This is a genomic window from Bacillus sp. 17RED48 (assembly GCF_019837545.1).
In the GTDB taxonomy this organism is placed as follows: domain Bacteria; phylum Bacillota; class Bacilli; order Bacillales; family Bacillaceae_G; genus Bacillus_A; species Bacillus_A wiedmannii.
The window spans coordinates 27,605-53,412 of sequence record NZ_JADAXG010000002.1 but is presented as its reverse complement, the minus strand read 5'-3'; the positions used below and the strand labels follow the sequence as shown (position 1 = coordinate 53,412).

The 25,808-nt window shown below is 33.0% G+C and carries 19 protein-coding genes and 14 pseudogenes; 14 read left to right on the top strand and 19 right to left on the bottom strand.

Annotated features, from left to right (window positions below):
* Window positions 1-15: 15 nt before the first annotated feature.
* Both ILT06_RS32865 and ILT06_RS07070 read right to left on the bottom strand, forming a co-directional pair.
* Window positions 16-87, bottom strand: a pseudogene (locus ILT06_RS32865) (helix-turn-helix transcriptional regulator); the annotation flags it as partial.
* A gap of 108 nt (window positions 88-195) precedes the next feature.
* Window positions 196-391, bottom strand: a pseudogene (locus ILT06_RS07070) (abortive phage infection protein).
* Between the two features lie 458 nt (window positions 392-849).
* Here ILT06_RS07070 and ILT06_RS07065 point away from each other — a divergent pair.
* Window positions 850-1,140 (top strand): annotated as a pseudogene (locus ILT06_RS07065) (hypothetical protein); the annotation flags it as partial.
* A gap of 257 nt (window positions 1,141-1,397) precedes the next feature.
* Window positions 1,398-2,271 (top strand): annotated as a pseudogene (locus ILT06_RS07060) (Rpn family recombination-promoting nuclease/putative transposase).
* Window positions 2,272-2,334: 63 nt separating this feature from the next.
* On the opposite strand, the gene ILT06_RS07055 reads toward ILT06_RS07060, so the two are convergent.
* From ILT06_RS07055 to ILT06_RS07045, 3 genes and pseudogenes are all read right to left on the bottom strand, one after another.
* Window positions 2,335-3,491 (bottom strand): IS3 family transposase gene (locus ILT06_RS07055; protein WP_222654966.1). Its coding sequence is split into 2 segments (ribosomal slippage): window positions 2,335-3,239 and window positions 3,239-3,491, totalling 1,158 coding nucleotides; the frame shifts between segments, so codons are not numbered across the junction.
* Window positions 3,492-3,744: 253 nt separating this feature from the next.
* Complete coding sequence (locus tag ILT06_RS33035; protein WP_374452404.1) at window positions 3,745-3,891, bottom strand: hypothetical protein; 147 nt, start codon at window positions 3,889-3,891, stop codon at window positions 3,745-3,747.
* Window positions 3,892-4,222: 331 nt separating this feature from the next.
* A pseudogene (locus ILT06_RS07045) lies at window positions 4,223-4,909 on the bottom strand (IS6 family transposase).
* A 67-nt stretch (window positions 4,910-4,976) separates the two neighbouring features.
* Here ILT06_RS07045 and ILT06_RS07040 point away from each other — a divergent pair.
* Window positions 4,977-5,225, top strand: a pseudogene (locus ILT06_RS07040) (DDE-type integrase/transposase/recombinase); the annotation flags it as partial.
* On the opposite strand, the pseudogene ILT06_RS07035 reads toward ILT06_RS07040, so the two are convergent.
* Window positions 5,224-5,620: pseudogene (locus ILT06_RS07035) on the bottom strand (recombinase family protein); the annotation flags it as partial. The pseudogenes ILT06_RS07040 and ILT06_RS07035 overlap by 2 nt on opposite strands.
* A gap of 404 nt (window positions 5,621-6,024) precedes the next feature.
* On the opposite strand from ILT06_RS07035, the gene ILT06_RS07030 reads away from it, so the two are divergent.
* A complete protein-coding gene (locus ILT06_RS07030) occupies window positions 6,025-7,485 on the top strand; it encodes a phosphatidylinositol-specific phospholipase C domain-containing protein (protein WP_261784478.1) in 1,461 nt (486 codons plus the stop codon).
* A gap of 75 nt (window positions 7,486-7,560) precedes the next feature.
* Complete coding sequence (locus ILT06_RS07025; RefSeq protein WP_261784477.1) at window positions 7,561-8,403, top strand: hypothetical protein; 843 nt, start codon at window positions 7,561-7,563, stop codon at window positions 8,401-8,403.
* Between the two features lie 400 nt (window positions 8,404-8,803).
* On the opposite strand, the gene ILT06_RS07020 is transcribed toward ILT06_RS07025, so the two are convergent.
* The 3 genes from ILT06_RS07020 to ILT06_RS07010 form a co-directional block, all read right to left on the bottom strand.
* Window positions 8,804-9,442 (bottom strand): recombinase family protein, encoded by a 639-nt coding sequence (locus ILT06_RS07020; protein ID WP_222655159.1) that lies wholly within the window; start codon window positions 9,440-9,442, stop codon window positions 8,804-8,806.
* A gap of 362 nt (window positions 9,443-9,804) precedes the next feature.
* Entirely contained in the window at window positions 9,805-10,083 is a 279-nt protein-coding gene (locus tag ILT06_RS07015; protein ID WP_222654964.1) for a MerR family transcriptional regulator, read from the bottom strand.
* Window positions 10,084-10,194: 111 nt separating this feature from the next.
* The gene (locus tag ILT06_RS07010) at window positions 10,195-10,902 is read right to left on the bottom strand and encodes an IS6 family transposase (RefSeq protein WP_222655158.1); all 708 of its coding nucleotides are present in this window, start codon (window positions 10,900-10,902) and stop codon (window positions 10,195-10,197) included.
* A gap of 274 nt (window positions 10,903-11,176) precedes the next feature.
* Between ILT06_RS07010 and ILT06_RS32860 the strand changes: the two genes are divergently transcribed.
* Window positions 11,177-11,494, top strand: coding sequence for a hypothetical protein (locus ILT06_RS32860; protein ID WP_222655157.1), 318 nt, complete (start codon window positions 11,177-11,179; stop codon window positions 11,492-11,494).
* A 638-nt stretch (window positions 11,495-12,132) separates the two neighbouring features.
* Here ILT06_RS32860 and ILT06_RS07000 read toward each other — a convergent pair.
* From ILT06_RS07000 to ILT06_RS06990, 3 genes are all read right to left on the bottom strand, one after another.
* Window positions 12,133-12,384 carry a hypothetical protein gene (locus tag ILT06_RS07000; protein ID WP_222655156.1) on the bottom strand — a complete coding sequence of 84 codons (252 nt, stop codon included), beginning with the start codon at window positions 12,382-12,384 and terminating at the stop codon, window positions 12,133-12,135.
* A 483-nt stretch (window positions 12,385-12,867) separates the two neighbouring features.
* Window positions 12,868-13,554: an IS6 family transposase gene (locus ILT06_RS06995; RefSeq protein WP_222654963.1), complete on the bottom strand. Its 687-nt coding sequence runs from the start codon at window positions 13,552-13,554 to the stop codon at window positions 12,868-12,870.
* 148 nt (window positions 13,555-13,702) lie between these two features.
* Complete coding sequence (locus ILT06_RS06990) at window positions 13,703-13,912, bottom strand: hypothetical protein (protein ID WP_222654962.1); 210 nt, start codon at window positions 13,910-13,912, stop codon at window positions 13,703-13,705.
* Between the two features lie 441 nt (window positions 13,913-14,353).
* On the opposite strand from ILT06_RS06990, the gene ILT06_RS06985 reads away from it, so the two are divergent.
* Window positions 14,354-15,049, top strand: coding sequence for an IS6 family transposase (locus ILT06_RS06985; RefSeq protein ID WP_222654961.1), 696 nt, complete (start codon window positions 14,354-14,356; stop codon window positions 15,047-15,049).
* Window positions 15,050-15,112: 63 nt separating this feature from the next.
* Here the strand turns inward: ILT06_RS06985 and ILT06_RS06980 are convergent.
* Window positions 15,113-15,205 (bottom strand): annotated as a pseudogene (locus tag ILT06_RS06980) (IS6 family transposase); the annotation flags it as partial.
* Window positions 15,206-15,552: 347 nt separating this feature from the next.
* Window positions 15,553-16,789: pseudogene (locus ILT06_RS06975) on the bottom strand (ATP-grasp domain-containing protein).
* 195 nt (window positions 16,790-16,984) lie between these two features.
* On the opposite strand from ILT06_RS06975, the gene ILT06_RS06970 reads away from it, so the two are divergent.
* From ILT06_RS06970 to ILT06_RS33030, 3 genes are all read left to right on the top strand, one after another.
* Window positions 16,985-18,037 carry a YheC/YheD family endospore coat-associated protein gene (locus ILT06_RS06970; RefSeq protein ID WP_222654960.1) on the top strand — a complete coding sequence of 351 codons (1,053 nt, stop codon included), beginning with the start codon at window positions 16,985-16,987 and terminating at the stop codon, window positions 18,035-18,037.
* 95 nt (window positions 18,038-18,132) lie between these two features.
* The gene (locus ILT06_RS32435) at window positions 18,133-18,261 is read left to right on the top strand and encodes a transposase (protein ID WP_261784475.1); all 129 of its coding nucleotides are present in this window, start codon (window positions 18,133-18,135) and stop codon (window positions 18,259-18,261) included.
* Window positions 18,225-18,425, top strand: a complete 201-nt coding sequence (locus ILT06_RS33030; protein ID WP_374452747.1) for a transposase — start codon at window positions 18,225-18,227, stop codon at window positions 18,423-18,425. The genes ILT06_RS32435 and ILT06_RS33030 overlap by 37 nt, the downstream gene beginning before the upstream one ends.
* 91 nt (window positions 18,426-18,516) lie before the next feature.
* Here ILT06_RS33030 and ILT06_RS06960 read toward each other — a convergent pair.
* A pseudogene (locus ILT06_RS06960) lies at window positions 18,517-19,201 on the bottom strand (IS6 family transposase).
* Between the two features lie 64 nt (window positions 19,202-19,265).
* A pseudogene (locus tag ILT06_RS06955) lies at window positions 19,266-19,475 on the bottom strand (IS6 family transposase); the annotation flags it as partial.
* Window positions 19,476-19,975: 500 nt separating this feature from the next.
* Here ILT06_RS06955 and ILT06_RS32430 point away from each other — a divergent pair.
* A pseudogene (locus tag ILT06_RS32430) lies at window positions 19,976-20,171 on the top strand (tyrosine-type recombinase/integrase); the annotation flags it as partial.
* Between the two features lie 157 nt (window positions 20,172-20,328).
* Here the strand turns inward: ILT06_RS32430 and ILT06_RS06945 are convergent.
* Both ILT06_RS06945 and ILT06_RS06940 read right to left on the bottom strand, forming a co-directional pair.
* Window positions 20,329-20,403, bottom strand: a pseudogene (locus tag ILT06_RS06945) (IS6 family transposase); the annotation flags it as partial.
* 195 nt (window positions 20,404-20,598) lie between these two features.
* Window positions 20,599-20,997, bottom strand: coding sequence for a hypothetical protein (locus tag ILT06_RS06940; protein ID WP_222654959.1), 399 nt, complete (start codon window positions 20,995-20,997; stop codon window positions 20,599-20,601).
* A 636-nt stretch (window positions 20,998-21,633) separates the two neighbouring features.
* Here ILT06_RS06940 and galU point away from each other — a divergent pair.
* The gene (galU, locus tag ILT06_RS06935; RefSeq protein ID WP_222654958.1) at window positions 21,634-22,542 is read left to right on the top strand and encodes a UTP--glucose-1-phosphate uridylyltransferase GalU; all 909 of its coding nucleotides are present in this window, start codon (window positions 21,634-21,636) and stop codon (window positions 22,540-22,542) included.
* A 1-nt stretch (window position 22,543) separates the two neighbouring features.
* Window positions 22,544-23,863: a UDP-glucose dehydrogenase family protein gene (locus tag ILT06_RS06930; RefSeq protein ID WP_222654957.1), complete on the top strand. Its 1,320-nt coding sequence runs from the start codon at window positions 22,544-22,546 to the stop codon at window positions 23,861-23,863.
* A 115-nt stretch (window positions 23,864-23,978) separates the two neighbouring features.
* Here the strand turns inward: ILT06_RS06930 and ILT06_RS06925 are convergent.
* Window positions 23,979-24,227 (bottom strand): annotated as a pseudogene (locus ILT06_RS06925) (transposase); the annotation flags it as partial.
* 212 nt (window positions 24,228-24,439) lie between these two features.
* Here ILT06_RS06925 and ILT06_RS06920 point away from each other — a divergent pair.
* On the top strand, window positions 24,440-25,789 hold the full coding sequence (locus ILT06_RS06920; protein WP_222654956.1) for a glycosyltransferase: 1,350 nt from the start codon (window positions 24,440-24,442) through the stop codon (window positions 25,787-25,789).
* Window positions 25,790-25,808 lie beyond the last annotated feature (19 nt).

Below are 25,808 nucleotides of genomic sequence, written 5' to 3'. Positions count from 1 at the left end.
TGCACTAAAATTAACTTATTCTTCAAACCAAAACAGCACTTCAATGGGTGCTTTTAAAACTTTTGCAATATCATAAGTAAGTTTATAACCATTCCCTTACATCTATTTCTGGCTCTATCTTTCCACATATAATCCCAATGCGGTAAAATGCCTTGTTTAAAATCGCCCATAATTCTTCTCCCCTTTATCTTCTATTTATGAACGTGGCGTTTCTGAATATGTATAAATTATCTGTCCGCAGCGTTGTGCGTTCCCAATAATATGTTTAAAATTTTCTCGATTTACTACAACTTTCCTAAACGTATAAAATACATCCTTCGTTACAACATACTCCTTTATCTCACCATTTTTTCAGCGGATCCAAAATTGTATTTGCTAATTGTTCATCCATGTATTTCACCTCTATGCAATATTTTATTTTATCTTTTATAGGTCAACTACTGTAAATTTTTCCTGTTGCTATGCCTTAATTTTATTTCCGTTATTTTACAAGTGATATTGCTTTATTATTTGAGATATGAAAACTGTTTAGTGGCGGAACAAGATGGAAAGGTAGTACTTTTGTTAAACATTTTCAACTTATAAGGAACTTAAAGACAGGCGATGTGTTGGTAGAAAAGAAGAAAGAAAAAAAGTGAAAAAAGATGTACAGACCCTAGAGTTCTTAAGTAATTTCAAAGGAATTATTGTGCAACGTGTTTTTCGAGGGAAACGTTTTTTTCATCATAGAGGTTTTAATCAATTTATAACCTTAGAATTTTTAAATTGGGTCGAATCTCAAAGGAGGTATAATTACTTTTATGTTTGTGGTGATAGTAACACTAACCTGCTAAAAATGGGGGTACTTCTAATATGGAAAAGAGGTTTTCTCAACTTAAGAATCAGGGTAGTTATAGTGCACCTGACTTTCGGAAATTATTAGTGATTCGTCATTCTTATTCTTTTGCTTTAGAAGCACATATTAAAGAAAAATTTCAAAATCAAGTAGCATTTGGAACTGAATGGATTCATCCAAGGGAAGAAGATATTCATTACTTATTAGAAGGAGGATATAAAGATGATGATATTTTAATGGCATTACTTCCATTTGATGAATGGGAATTAATTGAAAATCATGCATGGAATCAGAATAGTATTTAGGAGCTTGAAAACAGGTTTCGTACGCTTAGATGAACCAACAAACGGATTTGATGCACTCGTTGACCTAAAAAACCTTGTAGTTATTACTATTAAAATTGACTAACCAGAACCAAATAAACTGATCGTTATTAAGGGCTTGATATTAGTGGTATACGATATGATCCCATATAGTTGACATAAGGGCGTATTTGCATGTAAAGCGCTCTTTTATGTACAATGAAAGAAAAACATCATATGAGATGGGGAGAGGAAAACCCATGTCCAACCAACAATTAGTGAATTTACGCATTGATTTTGCTTTTAAACAACTATTTGGCACAAGTGGAAATGAAGATATTCTGATTGCTTTTTTAAATGCGATGTTACAGGATTCTTTAGAATCACCTATTGTTTCGTTACAATTAGAAGACCCACACTTGCACCGAGAACATGAAGAAGATAAATTATCAATTTTAGATATTTCAGCGACATTAGATACAGGAACAAAGGTAAATGTGGAAATTCAATTGAATAATAATCATGATATGATTAAAAGAAGCCTGTATTATTGGGGAAGATTATATACATCTCAATTACAAAAGGGGGATGTGTTATAGTTCTCTTCACAAAACCATTACGATTAATTTATTAAACTTTGTGATGTTTCCAGAATATGAAGCATTTCATACAACAGGAATCCTATGGAATCAACAACAACAAAAGAAGTTAAGTGATGATATTGAAATTCATATCGTGGAAATTCCAAAATTAATGCAACATTAGCGTAATGAAAAAGTAAATCCCTGGGAAGATTCGTTTGTTCGATGGTTATTACTACTTCCAGCGAATGAAGATGAACGATTAACTCAAACATTGGAGGATATTGCGATGAACCAAGACCCTATTTTACAAAAAGCCATGAATAAATGGGAACGTATGAGCCAAGATTCTTCTTTCCGACAAGAGTATGAAGCAAGGGAGAAAGCGTTGATGGATGAAGCCGCAAAGTTTGCTTATGCAGAACAAAAAGGGATTGAAAAGGGGAAAATGCAACTTATTCGTGGTATGCACAAAAACGGAATGCCAATAGAAGATATTGCAAAGTTTACAAATTTACGTATAGAAAAAATACGTAACATTTTACAAGCCTAAATGATTAAAATAACACCTACAAATATGAAGTGAACCCCGAAAACGGGACACCAATCAAAACACCTAAACCACTTGTTCCCTAAATTCTTTAGGGGATAGGTGGTTTAATTTTTCTTGAATTCGCACACAATTGTAGTAATGAATGTATTCTAGCACAATCTTTCGCACAGTTGTGTTGGATACTTTTGTTATCTTTTGTGAATAGAAAGCTTCACTTTTTAAATGACCAAAGAAGCTTTCCATGACGGCATTATCATGGCAATTTCCTCTCCGGGACATGCTGGTGATCATGCCGTTTTCTTTGGCATACGTTTGAAATTCTTTTGCTGCATAAATACTTCCTTGATCCGAGTGAAGAAGGACATCTTTTACTTTTCGCCCTCTCATTGCTTGTTTCAATGTTTTCATCGCTAATGTCAGTGTTTGTGATTCGCTGATGACACAACTAATAATTTCACGATTAAAGGCATCCATGATCGTTGATACATACAAGGTACGCTCTCCAAATAAGAGATACGTCACATCCGTAAACCACTTTTCATTTTGTCTGGATGCATCGAATTGGCGCTCCAATCGATGAAGGGCTACCATTGGTTCCGTACCATTGATATATTTCTTTTTCTTTCGACGTACTTTTGAAAGAATGTGATTTTGTCTCATGATTCGTAATACTTTTTTATGATTGACACACAGTCCCATTTTTCGAAGAGTAGCGGTCACTCTTCGATATCCATATCGGAATTTATGCCGAAGACAAACATCCTTTACTTTCTCTTCTATATCATCTTTTAGATCTTCCGTTCGTTGTAAACAACGATAAAACGTGGACCGGGGTAATTCTAATACGTTACACAATTCTTTTACCGTTAGTTTTGTTCTTAAATCGTTCCATAAAGTAACTACAGTTTCTGGTTTCAACCCCTTTCGATTTCTAGATACTTTCCCCATACAAGTAATTTTGTTTTTAAATGTTTATTTTCTAAGCGTAGCTGTTCTAATTCACTGAGCTCTTTCGGTCCTTTTCCATAAGAATATTGCTTTCCTACAGGTTGTTGAAAACGATACGTTTGATCTGTACGATACCATTTCATCCATGTCTTAATTTGGGAAACATTTTTAATTCCGAGTTTCTCCATAATTGTACGATTTGAATAACCTTCTTTCTTCATTTCAATGACTTTCCACTTTGTTTCTTCTGGGTAATGAACTCTTGTCTTCAAACGAAAAACACCTCCATTAAATTTGCATACTTAGTATGCGAATTCAGGAGGTGTTTTTTTCATGTACCACCATTCGGGTTCACTTCAATACTGTAGGTGTTATTTTTTAGTGGCCACCGCCAACAGGAATATAATGTATGTTCGAAGGAATGTAAATTCCTGTTCCTGGATCAGGAAGATAATTGCTTATATTTTTATTAACGTAGCTAAAATTCAAAACCTACTATAGAATGATCTTCACTACATAATATAATTATTGTTTAACGGGTTTTTCACAATATTTTTTAGCAATTACACTTGCCATATCAATTGCTCGTTGTAATACGTCCTGTTTAGATTTAGAATATACAAGCTCAAAACCGAATTTTTCGTTAATTTCCCAATCATTAATTGCAACCAAACGGTATTTTTGAGGGATCAATTCATTTTTAAAGGTATTTAGTGTACTAGATTAATGATAATGCTCGACTGGATATAAATAATCCCTAGAATGATTATATTTTAAATATTCAGAAAAGATTATTTTAAGAACGCATTTATGAATTTTTTAATAATTAAATTTTACAACATGCAAACCGAAAAATCTATATGGATAAAATAGAGAATACTTTTTATGAGACGAACGAGTTTTACAAAAAATACAAAATGTTAAACTAAGGTACAGAAACAATTCAAAGGGTTCTGTACCTTAGTTTGAAAAGTAAAAAATTGCAACAAAATATAGTTATCGTTTAAGCGGTTCTGAATAACTCCTGTAATTCCTTGTATGTCGAAAAAGAGAAGTCTGGAATGCGACTTCTCTTTTGTTTGTATATACCATAAATGGTTTCGATGCCTTTGATTGTACGCGAAGCATGACGAAAATTTTGAAACCCTGCGCATTTGGCAAAACGTCGTTTGATATGTCTGTGGTCCTGTTCAATGAGATTATTGAAATGCTTAACAGTGTAATGTTTTGTATCCATATAAAAACCGTTATTTTTTAGTTTTTTGAGTGCAAAAAGTAGGGCAGGAGCCTTGTATGTTGTGAGAACCGTTGGTTCTCCAAAAGCTTTCGCTAACATTTTCATAAACATATATGTGGCTTGATGATCCCTTGTTTTACGAAGTTGAATATCCAAGGTGTACCCTTCTCAATTAATCGCACGATACAGATAACACCATTCCCCCTTGACTTTGATGTAGGTCTCATCTACATGCCATACGGAATGTGCGGATTTATTTTTTTCTTCCAAATTTGATAAATGAGATCTCCATATTCATGCACCCAACGTATGATGGTGGTCAGATGAACAGAAATTCTTCGTTCTGTCAAGATTTCAGAAACATTGCGATAACTTAAAGAAAAACGACAATAGTAGCCGATGGCCACTAAAAATAATATCTTTTTTTAATGGTTCTCCTTTAAAGTATCTCATGTGTCATTTGCCTCATCTCGATTTTCCTACAGTTTAGCTCAGCTCAATTAAATTTACAACAAAATCCATATACTTATATCGTGCGATTGATTCCGAAGGAAACACAATTGATTTTTATTTGAGTAGTAAACGAGATGCCAAAGCTGCCAAGCGATATCTAAAGAAAGCCTTGGTTTCTCGTCATGCCACAAGACCTCGTTCTATAACTGCTGATGGAGATAAAGCCTATTCTGTTGCGATAAGGGAACTAAAAGACGAACAGTGCATACCACACGGTATGCCACTTCGTGTCAAAAAATATTTAAACAATATCATTCCTTTTCTGCAAAGGCAGAAAGAATGGTAAGAGTTGCTTTTTGAACAGCCTGTTGAATGACATCATTTGTACTTTCGCCATTATAATTTACATTAATAAATGCTTCCTTAATAAACTGGAGATCAATACGCTGTGTTTCAAAATATCGAAATTCTTCAAGTACATCATTCATACTACGCCCTAGCCTCGTTTAAGGAATCAAAAACAATTGTAGCTCCTGTTCTAGCTAATCGTTTTAATATTTGATATTTTTCTCTTTTTGTATTTTTTCCAGATTGTTTATCAATAAAAATATCTCAATCTTCTATTCCTAGATGCTTCATAATCTCAATCTGATGTTCTTCGTTTTGGTCTTTACTGGAAACTCTTACATATCCAAATTTTTTGTGTTGCATTTTTTCAACTCAGCCATAACTATATCGGGGATTTTTACCCACGTTTAAATTTTGTTTACATAGAAGTGCGTTCCCCTTTCTTCACCCTAAAAAACAACAAATAAAGAATCGTTCTAAAAAAAATCTAAAGCTTAAAAATTACATGCAATACAAAAAGAGAAGGTCTAAAAATCAAAAGTAATGGGGTTATTTGTAGAAACACTTTTAGAGGAATACATAAAAGCATTACGAATAGTTTAAAGGACACCGGGCATATATTCATTAGGTGACTTAGAAAAAATAGAGACCATATGAGGGGGAACAATAGGAATTCATATCAACATAAAAATGAATATGAAATACTGGATACTTCACGAAATGCCTCTATGTATATCATTAGAGAAATCTAAGGGGGTTTTTAATTTATGAGGAATTGTGATAATCAAACAAGGGACCTTATCGTTCCAACTGCACATAATAATTACGTTGATCTTAACGGAGTATTAACAATAGATAGAAGTGGATTTAATGTTAATCAAACTGTTGATAATACAAAAACAGATTGGATGGCTAATATTCCTAATTCTCGTAGAATCAGTGAATTATCAATTCCAGGAACACATGGTTCCATGGCACGTTATGGATTTCTAGGTGGACATATATCTATAAATCAGACAATGAACCTTACAATTCAATTAGAATCAGGAATCCGATATATTGATATTCGTTGTAGGCATTATAATAATAATTTTTATATCCATCATGGAATAGACTACCAAAATGCAAATTTTACTATCGGTGTTTTATTGCCCGTGTCAAGATTTTTAATACAAAATCCCAGTGAAACAATTGTAATGCGTATAAAAGAAGAATACAATCCCAGTGGTAATACAAGGACTTTTTCTGAAACTTTTGAATCCTTACGGGCTACATTTCAGCAATATTTTTGGAACCCTACTAGTAATAATCCAACATTAGGAGAAGTCCGAGGGAGAATTATTCTACTCCAAAATTTTAACTCTCATAGGCAGTTTGGTATTGGTTGGGGCCAGTTGGCTATACAAGATCAGTGGCAGGTAAGCATGAATCAAATGTACAGTAAATGGACAGCTGTTAGAAATCATTTTTTTAACGCAATGAATAATAGGAATCGAATTCATATTAATCATTTAAGTGGCAATGGTGGTTTTTCAGGACCAAGACCCTGGTTTATAGCATCTGGTTATAGGAGCCGAAATAACAATAGTCTTTTAGATGTTGCATCTTCTCGCCCTGTACTTAGTGGATGGGCAGATTTCCCACGTGATCGCCCCACAATAGGACCTGTATATTGGGGAGGAATGAATGTACTTGCAGCTAGAAGAATTTTAGACCGTAGATTTACTCATACAGGAATTGTTGCTGCTGATTTCCCTGGAAGAGGATTAATTAACGGCACAATTGCGTTAAACTTCCCTGAAGATGTTAGGGGTAATTTTAAAATTGTAACAAGCCTCAACAACAGAAGTCTTGTAGATATGAATTTAAGTGGAAACTCCATTGTACATTTATGGGACGATGTGAATCAGAGAAATGCACAATGGGAGTTTATATATAGTCAACAAAGAAATGCATATATAATACGAAATTTAAGTAATAGAAATTTAGTTTTATCTATGGATTATCCTCATACTAATCAGGTATTTGCATACACATTTCATGCAGATGATGCCCAGTTTTGGATTTTAGAACCTAATCAGGGTGGATATATATTTAGAAGTCTTAGAAATAGAAATTTAGTTTTAGATGTTTCAGGTGGAAATCCAAACCCACCCAATGGAACAAGAATAATAGTTTTTCCTTTTAGTAATGGAAACAATCAAAGATTTAGATTAGCAAGAGTATAGTGAAAAATGCTATTTTATCACCATGTACTATTATTTTTCAGTAACAAATCATTTGAAAAATAGGGAGGATACATGATGAGGAAACATCAATTTTTGAATTTGCATGAAGGTGATTGCATTTATATATATTCCGGAGGGAATTTAGAGGCACAAGGTATATATATAAGTGTTGTGGAAGATAAAAATGAATGGTTTCTATGTTGGAGAAAGCATAATGGAAATAAGGTATATACAAACTTGAATAACATTAGTGTAGAAATGATGAATGAAAATACAGCCTATCTACAAAATTCAAGTGCTACTTTTGCGCGAGACTACAATAATAATTATTATGACCAAGGTCCAAACGGCCAGTATACTCCAAGCTATGAGGATGACTATAACCAAGGTCCAAACGGCCAGTATACTCCAAGCTATGAGGATAACTATAACCCAAGTTCAAACGACCAGTATACTCCAAGCTGTGAGGATAACTATAACCCAAGTTCAAATAGCCAGTATACTCCAAGCTATGAGGATAACTATAACCCAAGTTCAAATAGCCAGTATACTCCAAGCTATGAGGATAACTATAACCCGAGTTCAAATAGCCAGTATACTCCAAGCTATGAGGATAACTATAACCCAAGTTCAAACGGCCAGTATACTCCAAGCTATGAGGATAACTATAACCCAAGTTCAAACGGCCAGTATACTCCAAGCTATGAGGATAACTATAACCCAAGTTCAAATAGCCAGTATACTCCAAGCTATGAGGATAACTATAACCCGAGTTCAAATAGCCAGTATACTCCAAGCTATGAGGATAACTATAACCCAAGTTCAAATGGTCAGTATACTCCAAGCTATGAGGATGATTATAACCAAAGTTCAAATGGCCAGTATACTCCAAACAATGAGGATAACTATAAGGGGTAGAACCACACATACATTAAAGTAAGGCTTTTTACTACCCCTAAATACAAAAAAGGGTTTTGTGAAAAGGTATTGAAATATCAAAAGAGGATGACGGATTCCTAGACACATTTTAATAATTAAAGATGCATTCAATTAGAAGGATCCGCTATTTATAGCGAATCCTTCTGTTTTTGTGCAAATAATGACGAATCAAACGTTTGTTTGAAAATTATGGCATGGATGTACCCTGTTTGACATGTGTAATAGCAACCCCCACCTATCAAGGGGATCCCCTTAATATATATCACGTCTTCGTCAAATTTCGCAAGAACTGATTAGGACTACTAGATGTATGCTAAAGTACCAGTTTCACTCCCTATATAATAGGAAGAAACTCAATTTTATCCTTTCTCAAAACCATTCATTTTTCACCATATGTTTTGTTTTTCTCTTGTGCTTCGTACTCTTTTACTAACTTGTAAAAAGAAGAGCGCTTTATATCATATTTTCTCATCGCTCCGACCGCCGTAATCTTTCCAAACTGCCATGCCTCATACGCCTCAATGAATTGCTCCGTAATTTGTATCGGTGGTCTACCTAAATGTTTTCCTTGCTTCTTTGCTAATGCAATCCCTTCTGCTTGTCGTTGTTTGATATCATTCCTTTCTTTTTCTGCAAAGGCAGAAAGAATGGTAAGAGTTGCTTTTTGTACAGCCTGTTGAATGACATCATTTGTACTTTCTCCACTATAATTCACATTAATAAAAGGTTCTTTAATAAATTGTAAGTTAATTCGCTGTTGTTCGTAATATCTAAATTCTTCTAGCACATCGTTCATGCTACGACCTAATCTTGTTAAGGAATTAAAAACAATTGTATCGCCCGTACGAGCTAATCGTTTTAACATTTGATAATTTTCTCTCTTCATATTTTTCCCAGACTGCTTATCGATAAAAATATCCCGATCTTCTATCCCAAGACATTTCATATTTTCAATTTGACGGTCTTCATTTTGGTCTTTACTGGAAACCCTGACATATCCAAACTTTTTATATTGCAATTCTTTCACCTCAAATAAAATTATAGCTTATTTATATCTGTAAAGGTATATAAAAATTAAAGACATCTGTAAAATGAAAATACAACTTTTATGGATACGGTTTTCCCTATGTTTCTATGTATCTGTAAAAGTGTACCTTTATAAACGAAAAATATCATTTGAAAAAATTGGCTCGCACCAACCTCTTCAAATGATATAAGATTTTATTTTCACCTATTATTTTATTAATAGTGGTAAGCTTTTTGTCGGGAAAAATTTGATTTCTTTACCATACGAAATTAATTTGGATATCCATTCTTGGTTAGGATGTTCACACACTATATCCAGCGCTTTTATAAATTGCTGTGTATGATGACAAGTTATTATAGCTTCTGAATTTTTTCCGTTTCTTCTAATACAGGTACCAATAATTCTAACGCATATCTTTGCTCCTCAGATAGCTCATGATTCGTAAATAGATTCATAAATCCTGCCCCTTGTATTAATTCAAGCGAATAACCAGTCTGTTGTAGATGTACAATAAATTGTTGCCACTCTAGTTGAACAGGATTACAAATGTGGAATGTTGCTCCTTTGCTTTGCTCTGTGCATGTTAATCCTACAATTGCTTCACTACCAAAATTGACTGGTACTAAATTCACTTTGGTTTGAATATTTGGCGCCTTTTTAATAATAGAAGGGCTTTTATCGGTTCTGGTGCAAAAATAGTGGGATATAAAAGAAGAGTAAAAGATTCCTAGCGGAATGGAACGTTATGCTGTTAAACCAAAGAGTTCATTGATAAGATATATCTGCCTTTGGACAGACTTCTCCCCTTGGAGAGTTTGTCCTTTTTTGACCATATACATAGCTTCTATTCCAGCAATCATTTTTGTAGCTGTATGAAATGATTTCAATCCAAGCATATTCCGAATCCGTTTTTTGATAAACCGGTGGTCTTGTTCAATGATATTGTTTAAATATTTTTTTACACGAAGTGGCATGCCGTATGGTATGCACTGTTCGTCTTTTAGTTCCCTTATCGCATCAGGATAGGCTTTATCTCCATCAACAGTTATAGAACGAGGTCCTGTGGCATGACAAGAAACCAAGGCTTTCTTTAGAAATCGCTTGGCAGCTTTGGCATCTTGTTTATTACTCAAATAAAAATCAATTGTATTTCCTTCGGAATCAATTGCACGATATAAGTACATTTTTTCGCCTTTGATTTTGATGCATGTTTCATCTACTCTCCAGGAATCATTCGTTCGTTTCAAATGTTTTCGAATACGCTCATTTAATTCAGGTTCATATTGATGAACCCATTGCATAATCGTTGTATGGACCAAGGATAATCCTCTTTCTTCCATCATTTCCACCAAATCACGAAGACTGAGGTTGTACCGTAGGTACCAACGTACTGCTAATACAATGATATCAGGCTGATAATGTTTCCATTTGAATATATTTTCTTTTTTCATACTGATTACACACCTTTTTAAGTAGTAGTACCAGTATGACCAAGTTTGAAAGAACTTTTTCAAATCGTTTAGCCTTGTTGCACCAGAACCATCAAAACTCAATAAAAATAACAGGATATATCGTGATTGTACTAGAAACTATTATTATTGTAGACATGTAAGAAGTATATTTTTTCCTATTTGAAGTCGATGGATGTCCAATTTCACGTTATGGAACATATAAAAAATGCTGTCTAACGTACACAGTGCTGAAATCATTTTGAATACCTATGAAATGAAGGGAGCGGTTATTTTAAAACATAGGGAGACACATTTTCGTGAAAAACAGCGTAGAGAAAAAATGGAAAATATTTTTAACAAACCGATCAGAGGAGAAAGTTATTTTCTGAGCTCATCATTCAAGTGGAAAAACATTGTGTTTCAGCAGTATAATAAAATAAAACAGCAAGAATTAAGCATAGAACAACTCATATCTTTATTAGAGAGAAAAGAGATCTCGTTTGGACAAAATCATACACTTATACATTATCCAATTGTCGCGTTCCTTGAGCACATCGCAAAAATTTTTGGTGAGTCCATTCACATTAACTAATTATATTTGAAAACAGATAGAGAGATACACATGGGCCGAGTGACTGACATGCTAAAAGAAGCATATACCCTAAGAAAAAGGTATTTAGACTTGCTATTTTAGGCAAATGAAATACTTACTTTACTGACAGCAAATTACCACTATGTTTATTATTAACACGGAAAGTACATCCCCTAAGTAGTGAGAAACAACCCCTTATTAGTAAATTATCTTCTAAATCACTGAAAAAATTCGGTCGGACACTATCTGATGGTGAGCAAATAGAATCCCAAATGGACTTCTTATTCAAAGCAAACGATTTTCAATATTCATTCGTTTTATCCCAGCACCAAAACAATTATGTTGCAATTATAGAAGCTACTGATATTAGTAGTACCGATTTAAAGATGCTCTAAAAAAAAGAATGCCAAACACGTGGATTTTTTTTGCGTTTTCAAAATAAATATGCGCTCGCTACCATAGAAGAACAGCAGATAAAACAACAAAATATAGTAGGTTAATTATATATCAACAGAGAAATCTAAAAAATCTTGGAGGTGCTATTTTGAAAATCAATGGGTATACATTTTCCTATCGATTTTACGAAATTCCTACAAAGTATGTCGGGAAGGTTCTAAATCTTTTGTTAGAACCTTCTCTTATTTTTTCGAAACAAAAGAGTCTTTTAAATTTTTTATCCAAAGTGATTTATGTAAATCAGTATGGGGAATCCAATTTCCTGATTCATGAGAACCGACAAATTCATTATTAATGGGATGCCAAACAATGAGATATGTTTCATTTTCATATTGTATTTCATCAAATTGCCGCAACGATTTTCCTAATTTGTCGGATTGACCGATAGGGATTGCTCCCTTTTCTAAAGTCTCTTTAAAGTTTTTCGAAGGTATCTCACTCCTTAGTATATGTATATATTTTTTATAGAGTGTATTTTTTCCTTCTTTATTATTGCTGATTAAGAATGGATATTTTAAAAATATATGCAATAATCACTCTCTATAAAAGAAGAGAGTGTGTTGAAGTTGTTATATTAGCTATGTATATAATGATAGGCGTACTGATATGCCTCACCACACATGGCCCATGATAACGATTCTTTCTTTTTCGGAGATTCGGGGAAAAATGCCCACTCTCTCTTGTTCGTAAAAGTACAATTTTCTGTACACAGGTAAAATTCCCATCATTCGGTTTTCCCTAGTAAAAATATATCCAATACATATTTGGATGTGCTTTCTACAATTTCTTTCAATGACGAATAACTAAATATCTATAACAATCTATTTCGTATTCCGCTCTTTTTTCGAGGGATGGAAGAAAGGTTCTGTTGCAAAGTTCAAAAAAGTATACGTCCGCTTACAAAATACGGTTATCATTTAAGCAGCTATGAATAATTGTTGTAATTCCTTGTACGTCGAAAAAGAGAAGTCTGGAATGTGACTTCTCTTTTGTTTGTATATAGTATGAATCGTTTCGATTCCTTTCAAGGTGCGTGAAGCATGGCGAAGGCTTTGAAATCCTACGGATTTAACAAAACGTCGCTTGATATGTCTATGATCTTGTTCGATGAGGTTATTTAGATGCTTAACAATGCAATGTTTTGTATGCACATAAAAACCGTTATGTTTCAGTTTTTTGAACGCACAGAGTAGGGCAGGAGGCTTGTCTGTTGTGAGAACCGTTGGTTCTCCAAAAGCTTGAATGAGTCGCTTCATAAACATATAGGCAGCTTGATGATCACGTGTTTTACGAAGTTGAATGTCTAGAGTATGTCCATCTCCATCAATTGCACGATACAGATAGCGCCATTCTCCTTTTACTTTGATGTAAGTTTCATCTATATGCCAAACATGGTGTGCTGATGTATTTTTCTTCTTCCAAATTTGATAAATCAAATTACCGTATTCATGAACCCAGCGCATGATTGTTGTAGGATGAACCGATATGTCTCGTTCTCTCAAAAGTTCAGATACATCGCGATAACTTAAAGAAAAACGACAATAGTAGCCAACGGCTACCAAAATGATACCTTTCTTGAATTGTTTTCCTTTAAAATATCTCATGTGTCATGCTCCTTGAATCATTTTTCTTCCATTTTAATTTCACTTAGATAACTTTGCAACAGAACCCTATTTTATTTTAGTAAAAAAATAAAAATAGGGTGTCAAAAAACAAAAGAGATATATTCTTTTTAGTTTCGTTCGGAATTTTTTAAGGTAACGCAGGGTGTGATAGAAAATTATATGTTACTCTATTAATTTCATCGACATTTTCATGTTCAATTGTCAGTCTAAAATGAAAATCTTCTTTATACCCATAAGTGTCAATTAAATCCGACCAAACAATTAAATTATGGGTTTCAATCTTCAGTAGTACAAGTGAATTTGCAGGTACATAGCATTCAAAAACAAAAATAGACATATATTCTTCTCCTTTATTAGAGTATTTGAAAGTTAGTACACGTTACCTTTTATAAAAAATATGTCGGAAATGATCAGGTTTTTCAGGGAGTTGAATGGTTTCTTCGAACACCATAAAAAAATTACAGGTATTTTGTTTTGTAATAGTTTTTATTATTAAATTATTCTTAATAAAAGCTACATATAAATAAGAATGTGGTGGTATATTTAGTGATAAATAAAAATTAGACATGTATATCACTCCTTATAAGTTTTTAAACATATATTTTTAAAAACTTATAAGAATTCCTACACGTAAGATAAAAAAACAAGATGTTTGTCAACGGTAAGCGGATTTTAGGGAGCATTAAGGTTCTGGTGCAAAAAGCGTGAAATATATGAAAATGGTTTCTCAAAATTGGACATACGGATAGTATGAATCTAAAAAAGGTCCGTGATTCATATGGAAAAGAAGAATGTATTTAAGTGGAAGCATTATCAACCAGACATCATTCTATTAACTGTACGTTGGTACCTACGGTACAACTTAAGCTTGCGTGATTTAGTGGAAATGATGGAAGAACGGGGAATATCCTTAGCTCATACAACTATTATGCGTTGGGTACATCAATATGGACCTGAATTAAATGAGCGAATTCGCAAACATTTGAAACCAACTAATGATTCTTGGAGAGTGGATGAAACATACTTCAAAATTAAAGGAGAGAACATGTATTTATATTGTACAATTGATTCCGAAGGAAACACGATTGATTTTTACTTGAGTAGGAAACGAGATGCAAAGGCTGCCTATATGTTTATGAAGCGATTAGTCAAAGCTTTTGGAGAACCAACGGTTCTCACAACAGACAAGGCTCCTGCTTTGCTGTGTGCTTTCAAAAAACTAAAAAATAATGACCTATATGTACATACGAAACGTTGTACCGTCAAACATTTCAATAACCTGATTGAACAAGATCACCGACATGTAAAACGTCGTTTTGCTAAATCCTCTGGATTTCAAAATATACGTCATGCCTCACATACAATAAAAGGGATTGAGACCCTTCACGCCCTTTACAAACAAAAACGGAGTCTTTCACAAGACTCCGTTTTTTCGGCATATCAGGAATTACAACAGTTAATGACGATTGCTTAAACTCTATCCCTAATGTATCGATCTATTTATACTTTTTTCCAACTTTGCAACAGAACCTGTTGGGTGAACTAAGATACCACGTTCTTTTAAAATTTCAGAGACATGACGATAACTCAAAGAAAACCGACAGTAGTAGCCGACGGCTATTAAAATAATATCTTTCTTGAACTGTTTTCCTTAAAAGTATCTCATTTATGTTTCTCCTTACACTATTATCTAGAGTGTAGTCTCATTTAGAAGACTTTGCAACAGAACCCTCCCACTCAAGTAAGCTCGTTAGAACTACTAAGTGGGGGGGATTCATTGAAGTATATTTTGCCTATATAATTATATTAATATTTGGTGTAAATTTTATTCAGTTAAAGCATTTTGATCAACATAATATAATAAAAATCTTTTTAAGTAGTAAATGTCTAAAAAATTCTTGATATTATTACTTATAAAAGTAGTAATACAAAAAAGTAGATATAGAATAAATTTTGATGTGTTATAACCCGTAATTCTTAGTGAATTGTATCTATTATTTCAATCTCAAAAAAAATTTCTTTAGCAGCTTCTAAAGCTATTTTTTGTGCTTCTGTTTTAAGAGAAGATGCTGCTATAATGTATCCATATCGATGTCCCATTGATGTCGGTGGTTGTAAGACAGTTCCTTTTCTAGGTTTTATATGAACCTTCTCCACACCAGGATATTTAGAACTACGATTTTTCCCTGTAACTTGAATAAGTTTTCCTTTAGATTTAACTGTTAGGTAATGAGTATACACATATTTATAATGTTTCTTATTTAGCGAAGGTTTATTTCCTAACATTAACTGAATAGTTTCTTGCACCAAATTGATTCCAAATCCAATTTCAATTATGTCATTCATTGCCCCGCCTGATATTCTGGGATTTATCTCAATTAATTTCCAGATATCATTTATTCTCCGGAGTTCTAAATGACAAGCTCCGTTTTTCATATTAAAAGCCTGAATAATAGAATTAATTGTATTGAAAAGACTATTATATAGTTTATTGTCTACCTCTCCTAGTAAAGAATACCCAGTAACAATAAAGCGTTCAAAAAGTGTAATTTCTTGTTCAATTATCGCTATAATATGAACTTTTCCATTTTGAACTAAAACTTCCACTAAGTATTGAGGTCCATCTACATATTCTTCAAGTAAAATTTCTTCATTAGGGAATTTTTTTAAAAGACATTGTATAGATAAAATTAATTGATCTTGATCCTTTACAAATAATACATCTTTTGACCCTGTTGATTTAGGGGATTTTACCATAAGAGGGAATTTCATTTTTTTTGATTTTTTAAGAAAAGATGATAATGATTCTGTCGGTTTGTAAATTAAATAATTGAGTGAGATTGGTGAATCTTTAAGTACATTACGAGTTAGTATTTTATTTTCCATTTGATATATCGCTTGAGTAGATACAATATTCGAGCAAAATTTGTCTGATAAACGTGCAGCTACAGAAACAAAAGGATCAATAAAACTAAAGATTCCTTTTATTTTTTTTTTCTGATTTTTTCAACTTTTTAATTGTTAGTATTATATTATCATAATCGTTTATATCAGTAAAAATCATCTGATGCACATCAGGGAATGTATCACGTTCCTCAATAATTTTTTTTTTGTTGGTTAACAAAACAGTAAAATAATTTAGTTTTTCCGCTGCTTTGATTGCTTCCCTACTTGATCCAGATTTATTTGTTTCAATAAAAACAATAGTATCCATCTTATTTCACCCTATCCATAATCATTTTATAAAATTTCAGATTTATTATTTATATAGGTAGAATATTAAAATGAGGTCAAGTATGTTCTTGATTTTCCGAAAATGATCAAATAAGGAGTGAAATGAATATATATTATAATGAATTTGATACTTAATTTGAAAAGTATTTTTTAAAAGAGGGGGAAAGGAACCAATATGACTATAATTGGTATGCTTCATCATCAGAAAGATCCGAATGTAGTAAAGAAAACATATGCTTATGCTGCTGTGGCAAAAGCTGAAGATGTAAACTTTTTTTATTTTACTTTAGGGAAAGTAAATATAGAAACCGAGAAGATTTTAGGTAAAACGTATGAAGATGGTAAGTGGATTGAACAAGAATTTGCTTTTCCTGATGTTATTTATAATGCAAGTAATCGCGTTAGTGATAAAAATCAGCAAATTTTTGACTATCTATACGATAGGATTCCGTTCACAAGTTATTCGGTGGGAAATAAATTAAGTGTATATAACAGAATAAAAAAAACGGAAGAATTTAAGCAACACCTTATTCCTTTTTATGGATTAACTGATGCTAATAAGTTTTTTGATATAATTAATCGCTATGGAAAAGTTATTATTAAACCAATTTCAGGAAATAAAGGTAAGGGGATTGTTTTTATTGAAAAACATGGGATGTATTACAATATGAATGATTCAAAGCAAGTTACAACTATGGATAAAAAACAATTACTAAGTTTTGTATCTCATAAAATTCAAGAACAAGGCTATATAGTTCAACAGTTCATTTCATGTCAAATGAAATCTGGTAATGTGTATGATTTTCGATTGCATGTTCAAAGAAATGGAGAAGGAGATTGGGTTATTACTTCAATATACCCGAGAATAGGCCGATTAGGAAGTATTGTATCAAATATGGGTAGCGGTGGTTATAGTACTTATTTAGATGTTTTTTTAAAAACAGAGTTTGATAAAGATTGGTACAATATTCAAAGGTATTTGGAGCAATTTGCGATAAACTTTTCTAACCATTTTAATTCTTTGTATGGGGATGTATTATTTGATGAATTAGGAATTGATGTTGGAATTGATAACAACCAGAAACTATGGTTGTTTGAAGTGAATTGGAGACCAGGTGTACCTAATATATTTAATCTTGAACTAGATGTAGCTAGAAACTTAATTCACTATGCTAGATATTTAGCTAATAAACATAACCCAAAAAGGGAAAGAAGAGAGATATACTAATAGAAAAGTTCTGTTGCAAAGTTAGAAAAAATATAGAGAGTGGAGATGGTACACTAAACTGAACACAAAGTTAAGAGAAAAAGGTGATTCAGTTTATGGGTAGAAAAGTCTATAATCGTCAATTTAAAATGGCTGCAGTTCAGCTGGTATTGGAAGAGAATATGTTTGTAAAAGAGGTTGCCAAAGAATTATCCTTCATTCTAATACGCTATATCGCTGGATAAATGAATATGAAGAGTATGGGGAGAGTGCGTTTCCAGGCCGTGGAAGCGCACTTTATCATTCTCAGTATGGAATGAAAAAACTCAAGCGTGAGAATGAAGAACTGAGAAAAGAGCTGGATTTACCAAAAAAGTTCCAGGTCTTCTTGAAGAAAAAGAATGTGTGAGATTTCAATACTTAAAAGAAAATAAATACAAATAGGTTCTGTTGCAAAGTTTGAAAAAAGTATAAATAGGTCGATACATTAGGGATAGAGTTTAAGCAATTGTCATTAACTGTTGTAATTCCTGATATGCCGAAAAAACGGAGTCTTGTGAAAGACTCCGTTTTTGTTTGTAAAGGGCGTGAAGGGTCTCAATCCCTTTTATTGTATGTGAGGCATGACGTATATTTTGAAATCCAGAGGATTTAGCAAAACGACGTTTTACATGTCGGTGATCTTGTTCAATCAGGTTATTGAAATGTTTGACGGTACAACGTTTCGTATGTACATATAGGTCATTATTTTTTAGTTTTTTGAAAGCACACAGCAAAGCAGGAGCCTTGTCTGTTGTGAGAACCGTTGGTTCTCCAAAAGCTTTGACTAATCGCTTCATAAACATATAGGCAGCCTGATGATCTCTTGTTTTACGGAGTTGGATATCCAAGGTGTATCCTTCTTGATCGATTGCACGATAGAGATAACATCACTCTCCTTTGAATTTGATGTAGGTTTCATCTGAATGCCACACGAAATGTGCTGATTTATTTTTCTTTTTCCAAATTTGATAAATCAGATTGCCATATTCATGCACCCAACGCATGATTGTTGTAGGATGCACGGAAATCCCTCGTTCTTTCATTATTTCGGATACATCACGATAACTTAAAGAAAAACGACAATAGTAGCCGACGGCTACTATTGTCGTTTTTCTTGAACTGTTTTCCTCTAAAATATTTTATGTATCAGGCTCCTCAAATCATTTTTTTACATTTTAACTTCGCTTAGAAAATTTTGCAACAGAACCTTCAAATGTTTGCGAATTCGCTCATTTAATTCAGGTCCATATTGATGTACCCAACGTATAATAGTTGGATGAGCTAAGGATATTCCCCGTTCTTCCATCATTTCCACTAAATCACGCAAGCTTAAGTTGTACCGTAGGTATCAACGTACAGTTAATAGAATGATGTCTGGTTGATAATGCTTCCACTTAAATACATTCTTCTTTTTCATATGGATTACGCACCTTTTTTAGATTCATACTATTAGTATGGCCAAGTTTGAGAAACTATTTTCATATACTTCACGCTTTTTGTACCAAAACCAAAAAAGCCAATCACCATATTTTTAAAGATTGGTATTCGGATAACCGGGAAATTCTTACAATGGACAAATTTATAATTTTTATGAATTGATCATGGTAGACAGCAAATAGTTTACAAACAAGCAGTTTCAACCATTACTATATAATACATATGAGAATGGTGTGACCATTTCTTAACATTCAAATCTACACGACCAAAACCAGTAGCTTTTACATGTAGGATGTTTTTGCCCATCCCTTGAAAAGGGGGGAATAGTAAGCAAATTATAAAAAAACTCTTATAAATAAAGAGTTTTAATTTCTTTTTCAAATGTGCATGTCAAAACACATACGATTTAAAAATAATTGATAGAGCGTACCATCTGGAGCTTCTACTGAGGAAAATTATGTTAAAATGGAGAAGGGATTGTACTTAAACTATCGAGAAACCCCTGTAAATGCACATACATTTCGTTATGCTTTTGCGATTATGGCAGTGGAACAGGGGAGTGTGAATTTGTATCTTATAATTAAAATGTTAGGTTGTAAAGATATAATACTGATAAGATGAACATATGAAGCGTAAGAATAATGTTGGAACTACTTTTGTAGATATGTTAAATTAAATTTTTTCCGTGTTATAATGTTTCATTTTATTCATGAGAGTACCTCTTTTTTGTTATGTAAATTTTACACATCAAAAAAGAGGTATAATTTTTTAGTTATTTTTAACCTACATCACACCAATTTACTTTCGATAATAAGTATGTTAGCAATTAGCAAAAGGTATAATCTTACTGTCAATAAAATAATGTCAGATTGATAATGTTTCCACTTAAATAGATTTAGTCTTTTCATAATGATTGTATCTTTTTTAGAATACTAGTATGTTCCGGTTTGTAAAATTACTTACTGACATTTTGAAATTTTTGCATCAGGACCAATTTAATTGTGTAATTAAAGGACTGCATCTAAATTCTTTTTTCTAATCTTAAATGACCATTCGATTAAAAAAACTTTATTTATCCGTAATTTTTTATTAATTTAACACTACTAATTATCAATAATGACCGCATCAATTTTATCACAACTGACAATAAATAATGCACCATTATTTTTCACAAATGCTAGAATACCATCTTTTTCATCAAAACTTACAAATGCATCCACAGAATGAGGTTCTCCAGCAATAATTAGAGTGTCCACATCATCGCCTGAGGTTAATTTCTTAAAAAGATTACATATAGGTGATGAAAATTTATGATCATATCTTCTATTACTTTCTTTTTCACGCTTTTCACTATATTCATAATCATCATAAAAATAATTACGTTTTTCACCATATTCACTATCATCATAAAAGTAATTACGTTTTTCACCATATTCATAATCATCATAAAAGTAATTACGCTTTTTACCATATTCACTATCATCATAAAAGTAATTAGTCATATACTTATCCCACCTTTTAAGTTTCCTAAACTTACTATATTCACAAATGAAAAAAACGAGAGCGTATTTATCCATGGTATAAAAAAATCCACTAATATCACGGTTTTCTGGAATGGACTTTTTTAACAAATAAATAGGTGAATTGTGTCTACAGGTTCTTTTGCAAAATTTTCAAAATGAAGATAAACCTTTGCTAAATATGATGCGGGGTTGGCAGATGGAGATATAAAAAACAATTCAAAGCAGATTGTGGTATAGGTTGTTAATGTTATTCTGCCTAAGATTTTCTTGATTTTTTCTAAAATTTCGGAGGAGCGAGAGGCTCTATTCACTCAAAAACGATTGTTCGTTGGATGAATAAATATAGTAACTTGGAAACTGGACAATATATTATATTGTGAAAAATCTTATTATCTGTATTTAATGATTAATTTTTATAAATGCTGAACATCCTACTTCGTAAAAAATGGGATGCTTAGGCTGCTTATGCCTTTACGAAAAGTTAGAAAAGCATTTATAACAGAACTTTGGCTAAACCCTGTTAAATAGAAAAAAATTATTAATAAGGCTACTAACTATACCGAAAATTGACCATTAGCATATAAAAGACTAAGGAATGTAAAAAGGAGGGCTTTTATGAGGGTTCGAAGGGCAATTATTCCGGCTGCAGGCCTCGGTACTAGATTTTTGCCTGCAACAAAAGCTCAGGCAAAGGAGATGCTGCCGGTTGTTGATAAACCTACGATTCAATATATTGTAGAAGAAGCTGTAGCTTCAGGAATAGAGGAAATTATTATCATAATAGGTAGAGGGAAAAGATCCATAGAGGATCATTTTGATAAGTCCTATGAGTTGGAAGATGCACTTTTAAAAAAAGAAAAACTAGATATTTTAAAGGAAGTTCAGCAAATATCTAGTTTAGCAACTATCTATTATGTCCGCCAAAAGGAACCAAAGGGGTTAGGACACGCAATACTCTGCGCGCAGAGTTTTATTGGAAATGAACCCTTTGCTATTTTGTTAGGGGATGACATTGTTATGTCCGAAACACCTTGCTTGAAGCAACTCATCGATGTTTTTGAGTATTCCAACAGCTCCGTTGTGGCCGTTCAGAGTGTGCCAGAAAAGGATATCAGTAAATATGGAATAATTAAGCCAAAAGGGACGATGATTCAGCCGAACCTTTTTAGTATCGATTGCTTAGTGGAAAAACCAAAAAAAGAAGACGCTCCTTCTAGATATGCAATAATGGGGCGTTATGTCCTAAGACCTGAAATATTCAAAATTTTAAATAAACTTCCGATAGATCAAGCTAGTAATGAATTACAGTTAACAGATGCAATAAATGAGCTGAATAAGGAGCAAGCAGTATTAGCATATAATTTTGAGGGAAAACGATATGATATTGGTGATAAAGTTGGATTTATAAAAGCAACAATAGATTTTGCTTTGCACAGGGACGATATAAAAAATGAAGTTCTTGCATATTTAAGGGACATAAGTACGCAAGAAAAATTTCAAATTATAAAAAGAGAGTTTGAATAATATGAACATAGCGATTTTAGGTACAGGGTACGTCGGACTATCTACGGGTGTTTGTCTGTCAGAAATAGGGCATAATGTCATTTGCATCGATACGGATGAGCAAAAAATTAAGAGCTTAAATCAAGGGATTTCTCCAATATATGAGCCAGGTTTGGAGAGTTTACTTACTCAAAATGCTGCATCTGGAAAATTACTATTCACAACATCTCATCGAGAAGCATTAAATTCCGCTGAGATTATCATCATTGCCGTAGGAACACCACAAATGGAGGATGGAAGTGCTAATTTAACTTATCTTGAGCAAGCTGTAAAGGATATTGCTGCAAACATGGTGCGGAGTGCTGTAATTGTATTAAAAAGCACAGTACCTGTTGGTACGACTAAAATTATAAAAAAATTTATGATGGATATATGTAACGAAAATGTGACCTTTGAAATGGTTTCAAATCCTGAATTCTTAAGGCAAGGGGCCGCTATTATGGATACGCTGAAACCAGATCGAATTATAATCGGTTCTGAAAATGAAGAAGTGGCAAAAAAAATACAAGAAATGTACCTTCCATTAAATGCACCCTTTTTGTTAACAAGTATTCAAAGTGCAGAAATGATAAAGTATGCTTCCAATGCTTTTTTGGCTACTAAGATAAGTTTCATCAATGAAATTGCTAATTTATGCGAAGTAGTAGGAGCAGATGTTCAAGAGGTAGCAAAGGGAATGGGAAAAGATAACAGGATTGGAGAAGCCTTTTTAAAGCCTGGTATTGGATATGGTGGATCTTGTTTTCCAAAGGATGTTAAAGCTTTAATTCATACCGCCAAATTACATGGAATGCCTTTTTCTTTGTTAAAAGAAACAGTAGCTATTAATGATTTTCAGCAGGAACTCCTTGTAGTGAAAGCAATAAATCGCTTGGGGGATTTAAAAGGAAAAAAAATTACGATGCTGGGGCTTGCTTTTAAACCAGAGACAGACGATATGAGGGAAGCGCCATCAATCAAAATCGCACGTTCATTAGTAAAATTGGGGGCAGAAGTAGTAGCTTATGATCCAGTTGCAATTGATAATGCAAAAAAAATTCTAGGGGGTACAATTAAGTTTGCCAGCTCAGTTCTTAAAGCGGTAGTGGATGCAGATGCTATATTTATTGTCACAGAGTGGGATGAGTTTAGAAATTTAGATTTGGAGAGATTAATGAAAATAATGAGACAACCGCTTGTTTTTGATGGTAGAAATTGCTTTGAAGAAAACCGAATCCGAGATTGCAAAAAAATTGAGTATTACCCAATAGGAAGACCAGCAATTCTTATTGGAATGAATTGAACTACTCACTACTTAACGTCCTAACAGTTTCTAATTGATTAGGCTATCCCTGTAGTTCAGTTCCTACAGTTAGAAGACGAATTGCTTTGGCAAGTTTATTTGAGCATATTACTTATAGGACCTTCATACCAAGTACACTATGATTTTTGATGATTTCAGTAGAGAACTTATCTAAGTAATCTTTTCTTGCATTTGTAATATGTTCATGGATTCTTGCCGCTTTTTTACATTGTTTATACCAGATTGAAGATCCTTCCTTTCTTCTAGAAAGGGTACGTTGAACCTCTATTACCCTTTTTAATTTGCGGAAGAATGTAGTTTTTTTATATGTATTTTCATTTGAAAGAATAGCAAAACCTTTTATCTCATATTAATCTCAATAAATGAAAACACTCTGACTTAAAGTGGCTGAAGAAATTTTCTATAAAAGTATAACCCCACCAGATTCCCTCTAATGCTTTACAACAGAATCAGAAATTTAATGCCATTTAGTCCAGGTGCGCATAAAAAATCGTTCATAATATAAATGAAAAGACCCCAAAATTTACTTGCTATAATTGAAAGGAGAACATTTAATTGCGTACAATTTTACATTTGAATTTAAGAGTCGATCCGACCCAATATATTTCACAGATCAGAAAAGTTCCAAATTATGATTACATTCATATGGTACGACAACCTCAGTATATGGTAGATCTTTCACTTTTGAATGAGAAAGTTCATTATTTTAGTGATATTTTCTCTTCAAAAGAATATGTGGAAAAAAATAAGATTTCACTCTTACATGCTCATCATGGTCAATTAGGGATGTTATTACTTCCTTTTAAAATTGAAACAAACCTTCCGTTGGTAACAAGTATTCGAGGTAGAGATGCGACGCTAGCTAATCAGCCTATTGGCTATCTTGAAAACATGAAAATGCTTTTTGATCAAGGAGAACGTTTTTTTCCAGTATGTCAGTATTTAGCTGATAGGCTAATTTCTTGGGGCTGTCCTCAAGAAAAAATTAGGGTGTTGTATGGAGGTGTTGACCTTAGTCGGTACAATTACCAGACTATTCAGAAAGAAAATTCTCAAAGCATTTTATCTGTTGGTAGATTGGTGGAAAAAAAGGGGCATCACATCTTAATGCAAGCTTTTAAAAAAATCAGTGGTAAATTTCCAAAAGCCACCCTTACAATTATTGGTGGGGGAGAAATGGAAGAATATATAAAATCATTGGCGGTTCAACTTAACTTAGGAGACTCTTTTCGTTTATTAAACCATATCCCTAAAGATAAAGTACGAGAACAAATGACCAATGCAGATATATTTTGCGCAGCTAGCTTAGAAGCCACTAATGGAGATATAGAAGGTATACCTAATACATTAAAAGAAGCTATGGCGCTTGGGGTACCTGTGATCTCGACTGATCATGCGGGCATCCCTGAATTAATAACAAATAATAAAGAAGGTGTATTAGTACAAGAAAATAATGTAGATGAGTTGGCAGAAGCCCTTGAATTCATGCTAACTAATAGAGACAGATGGGAAACATATACATTAGCCGCGCGTAAAAAAATTGAACAAAGTTTTAGCCTTGTCCAGCAGCTTCAACAACAAGCTGAATTTTATGATGAACTAGTTGGCCCTTATAAAAAACATAAAAAAGAATCAATATCACCTCGTAAGAAGGATAAAAAAAAGCCTAGCGATTATACTCAACAACTCCAAAAGCAGCCTAAAGATTATGAAATAGTGGTATCTCGTAAGAAAGATAAAAAGCCTAAAAAAGACCAAAACGTGAAAAAAGCCCTTGATTATATTCAACAACTTCAACAACAGTCTAAAAGGGATGAAACAGTAGTCTCTCGTAAAAAAGATAAAAAACCACAAAGAGCTCAAAATGTGAAAAAGGCCCTTGATTATATTCAACAACTTTATTAGTAAGCTAAAGATGAGTAAT

Coding starts and splice junctions, on each gene's coding strand:
- ILT06_RS07030 (WP_261784478.1), top strand. CDS start 6,025: ATGAGGAATTGTGATAATCAAACAAGGGACCTTATCGTTCCAACTGCA.
- ILT06_RS07025 (WP_261784477.1), top strand. CDS start 7,561: ATGAGGAAACATCAATTTTTGAATTTGCATGAAGGTGATTGCATTTAT.
- ILT06_RS07010 (WP_222655158.1), bottom strand. CDS start 10,902: ATGAAAAAAGAAAATATATTCAAATGGAAACATTATCAGCCTGATATC.
- ILT06_RS32860 (WP_222655157.1), top strand. CDS start 11,177: ATGAAGGGAGCGGTTATTTTAAAACATAGGGAGACACATTTTCGTGAA.
- ILT06_RS06995 (WP_222654963.1), bottom strand. CDS start 13,554: ATGAGATATTTTAAAGGAAAACAATTCAAGAAAGGTATCATTTTGGTA.
- ILT06_RS06990 (WP_222654962.1), bottom strand. CDS start 13,912: ATGTCTATTTTTGTTTTTGAATGCTATGTACCTGCAAATTCACTTGTA.
- ILT06_RS06985 (WP_222654961.1), top strand. CDS start 14,354: ATGGAAAAGAAGAATGTATTTAAGTGGAAGCATTATCAACCAGACATC.
- ILT06_RS06970 (WP_222654960.1), top strand. CDS start 16,985: ATGACTATAATTGGTATGCTTCATCATCAGAAAGATCCGAATGTAGTA.
- ILT06_RS32435 (WP_261784475.1), top strand. CDS start 18,133: ATGGGTAGAAAAGTCTATAATCGTCAATTTAAAATGGCTGCAGTTCAG.
- ILT06_RS06940 (WP_222654959.1), bottom strand. CDS start 20,997: ATGACTAATTACTTTTATGATGATAGTGAATATGGTAAAAAGCGTAAT.
- galU (WP_222654958.1), top strand. CDS start 21,634: ATGAGGGTTCGAAGGGCAATTATTCCGGCTGCAGGCCTCGGTACTAGA.
- ILT06_RS06930 (WP_222654957.1), top strand. CDS start 22,544: ATGAACATAGCGATTTTAGGTACAGGGTACGTCGGACTATCTACGGGT.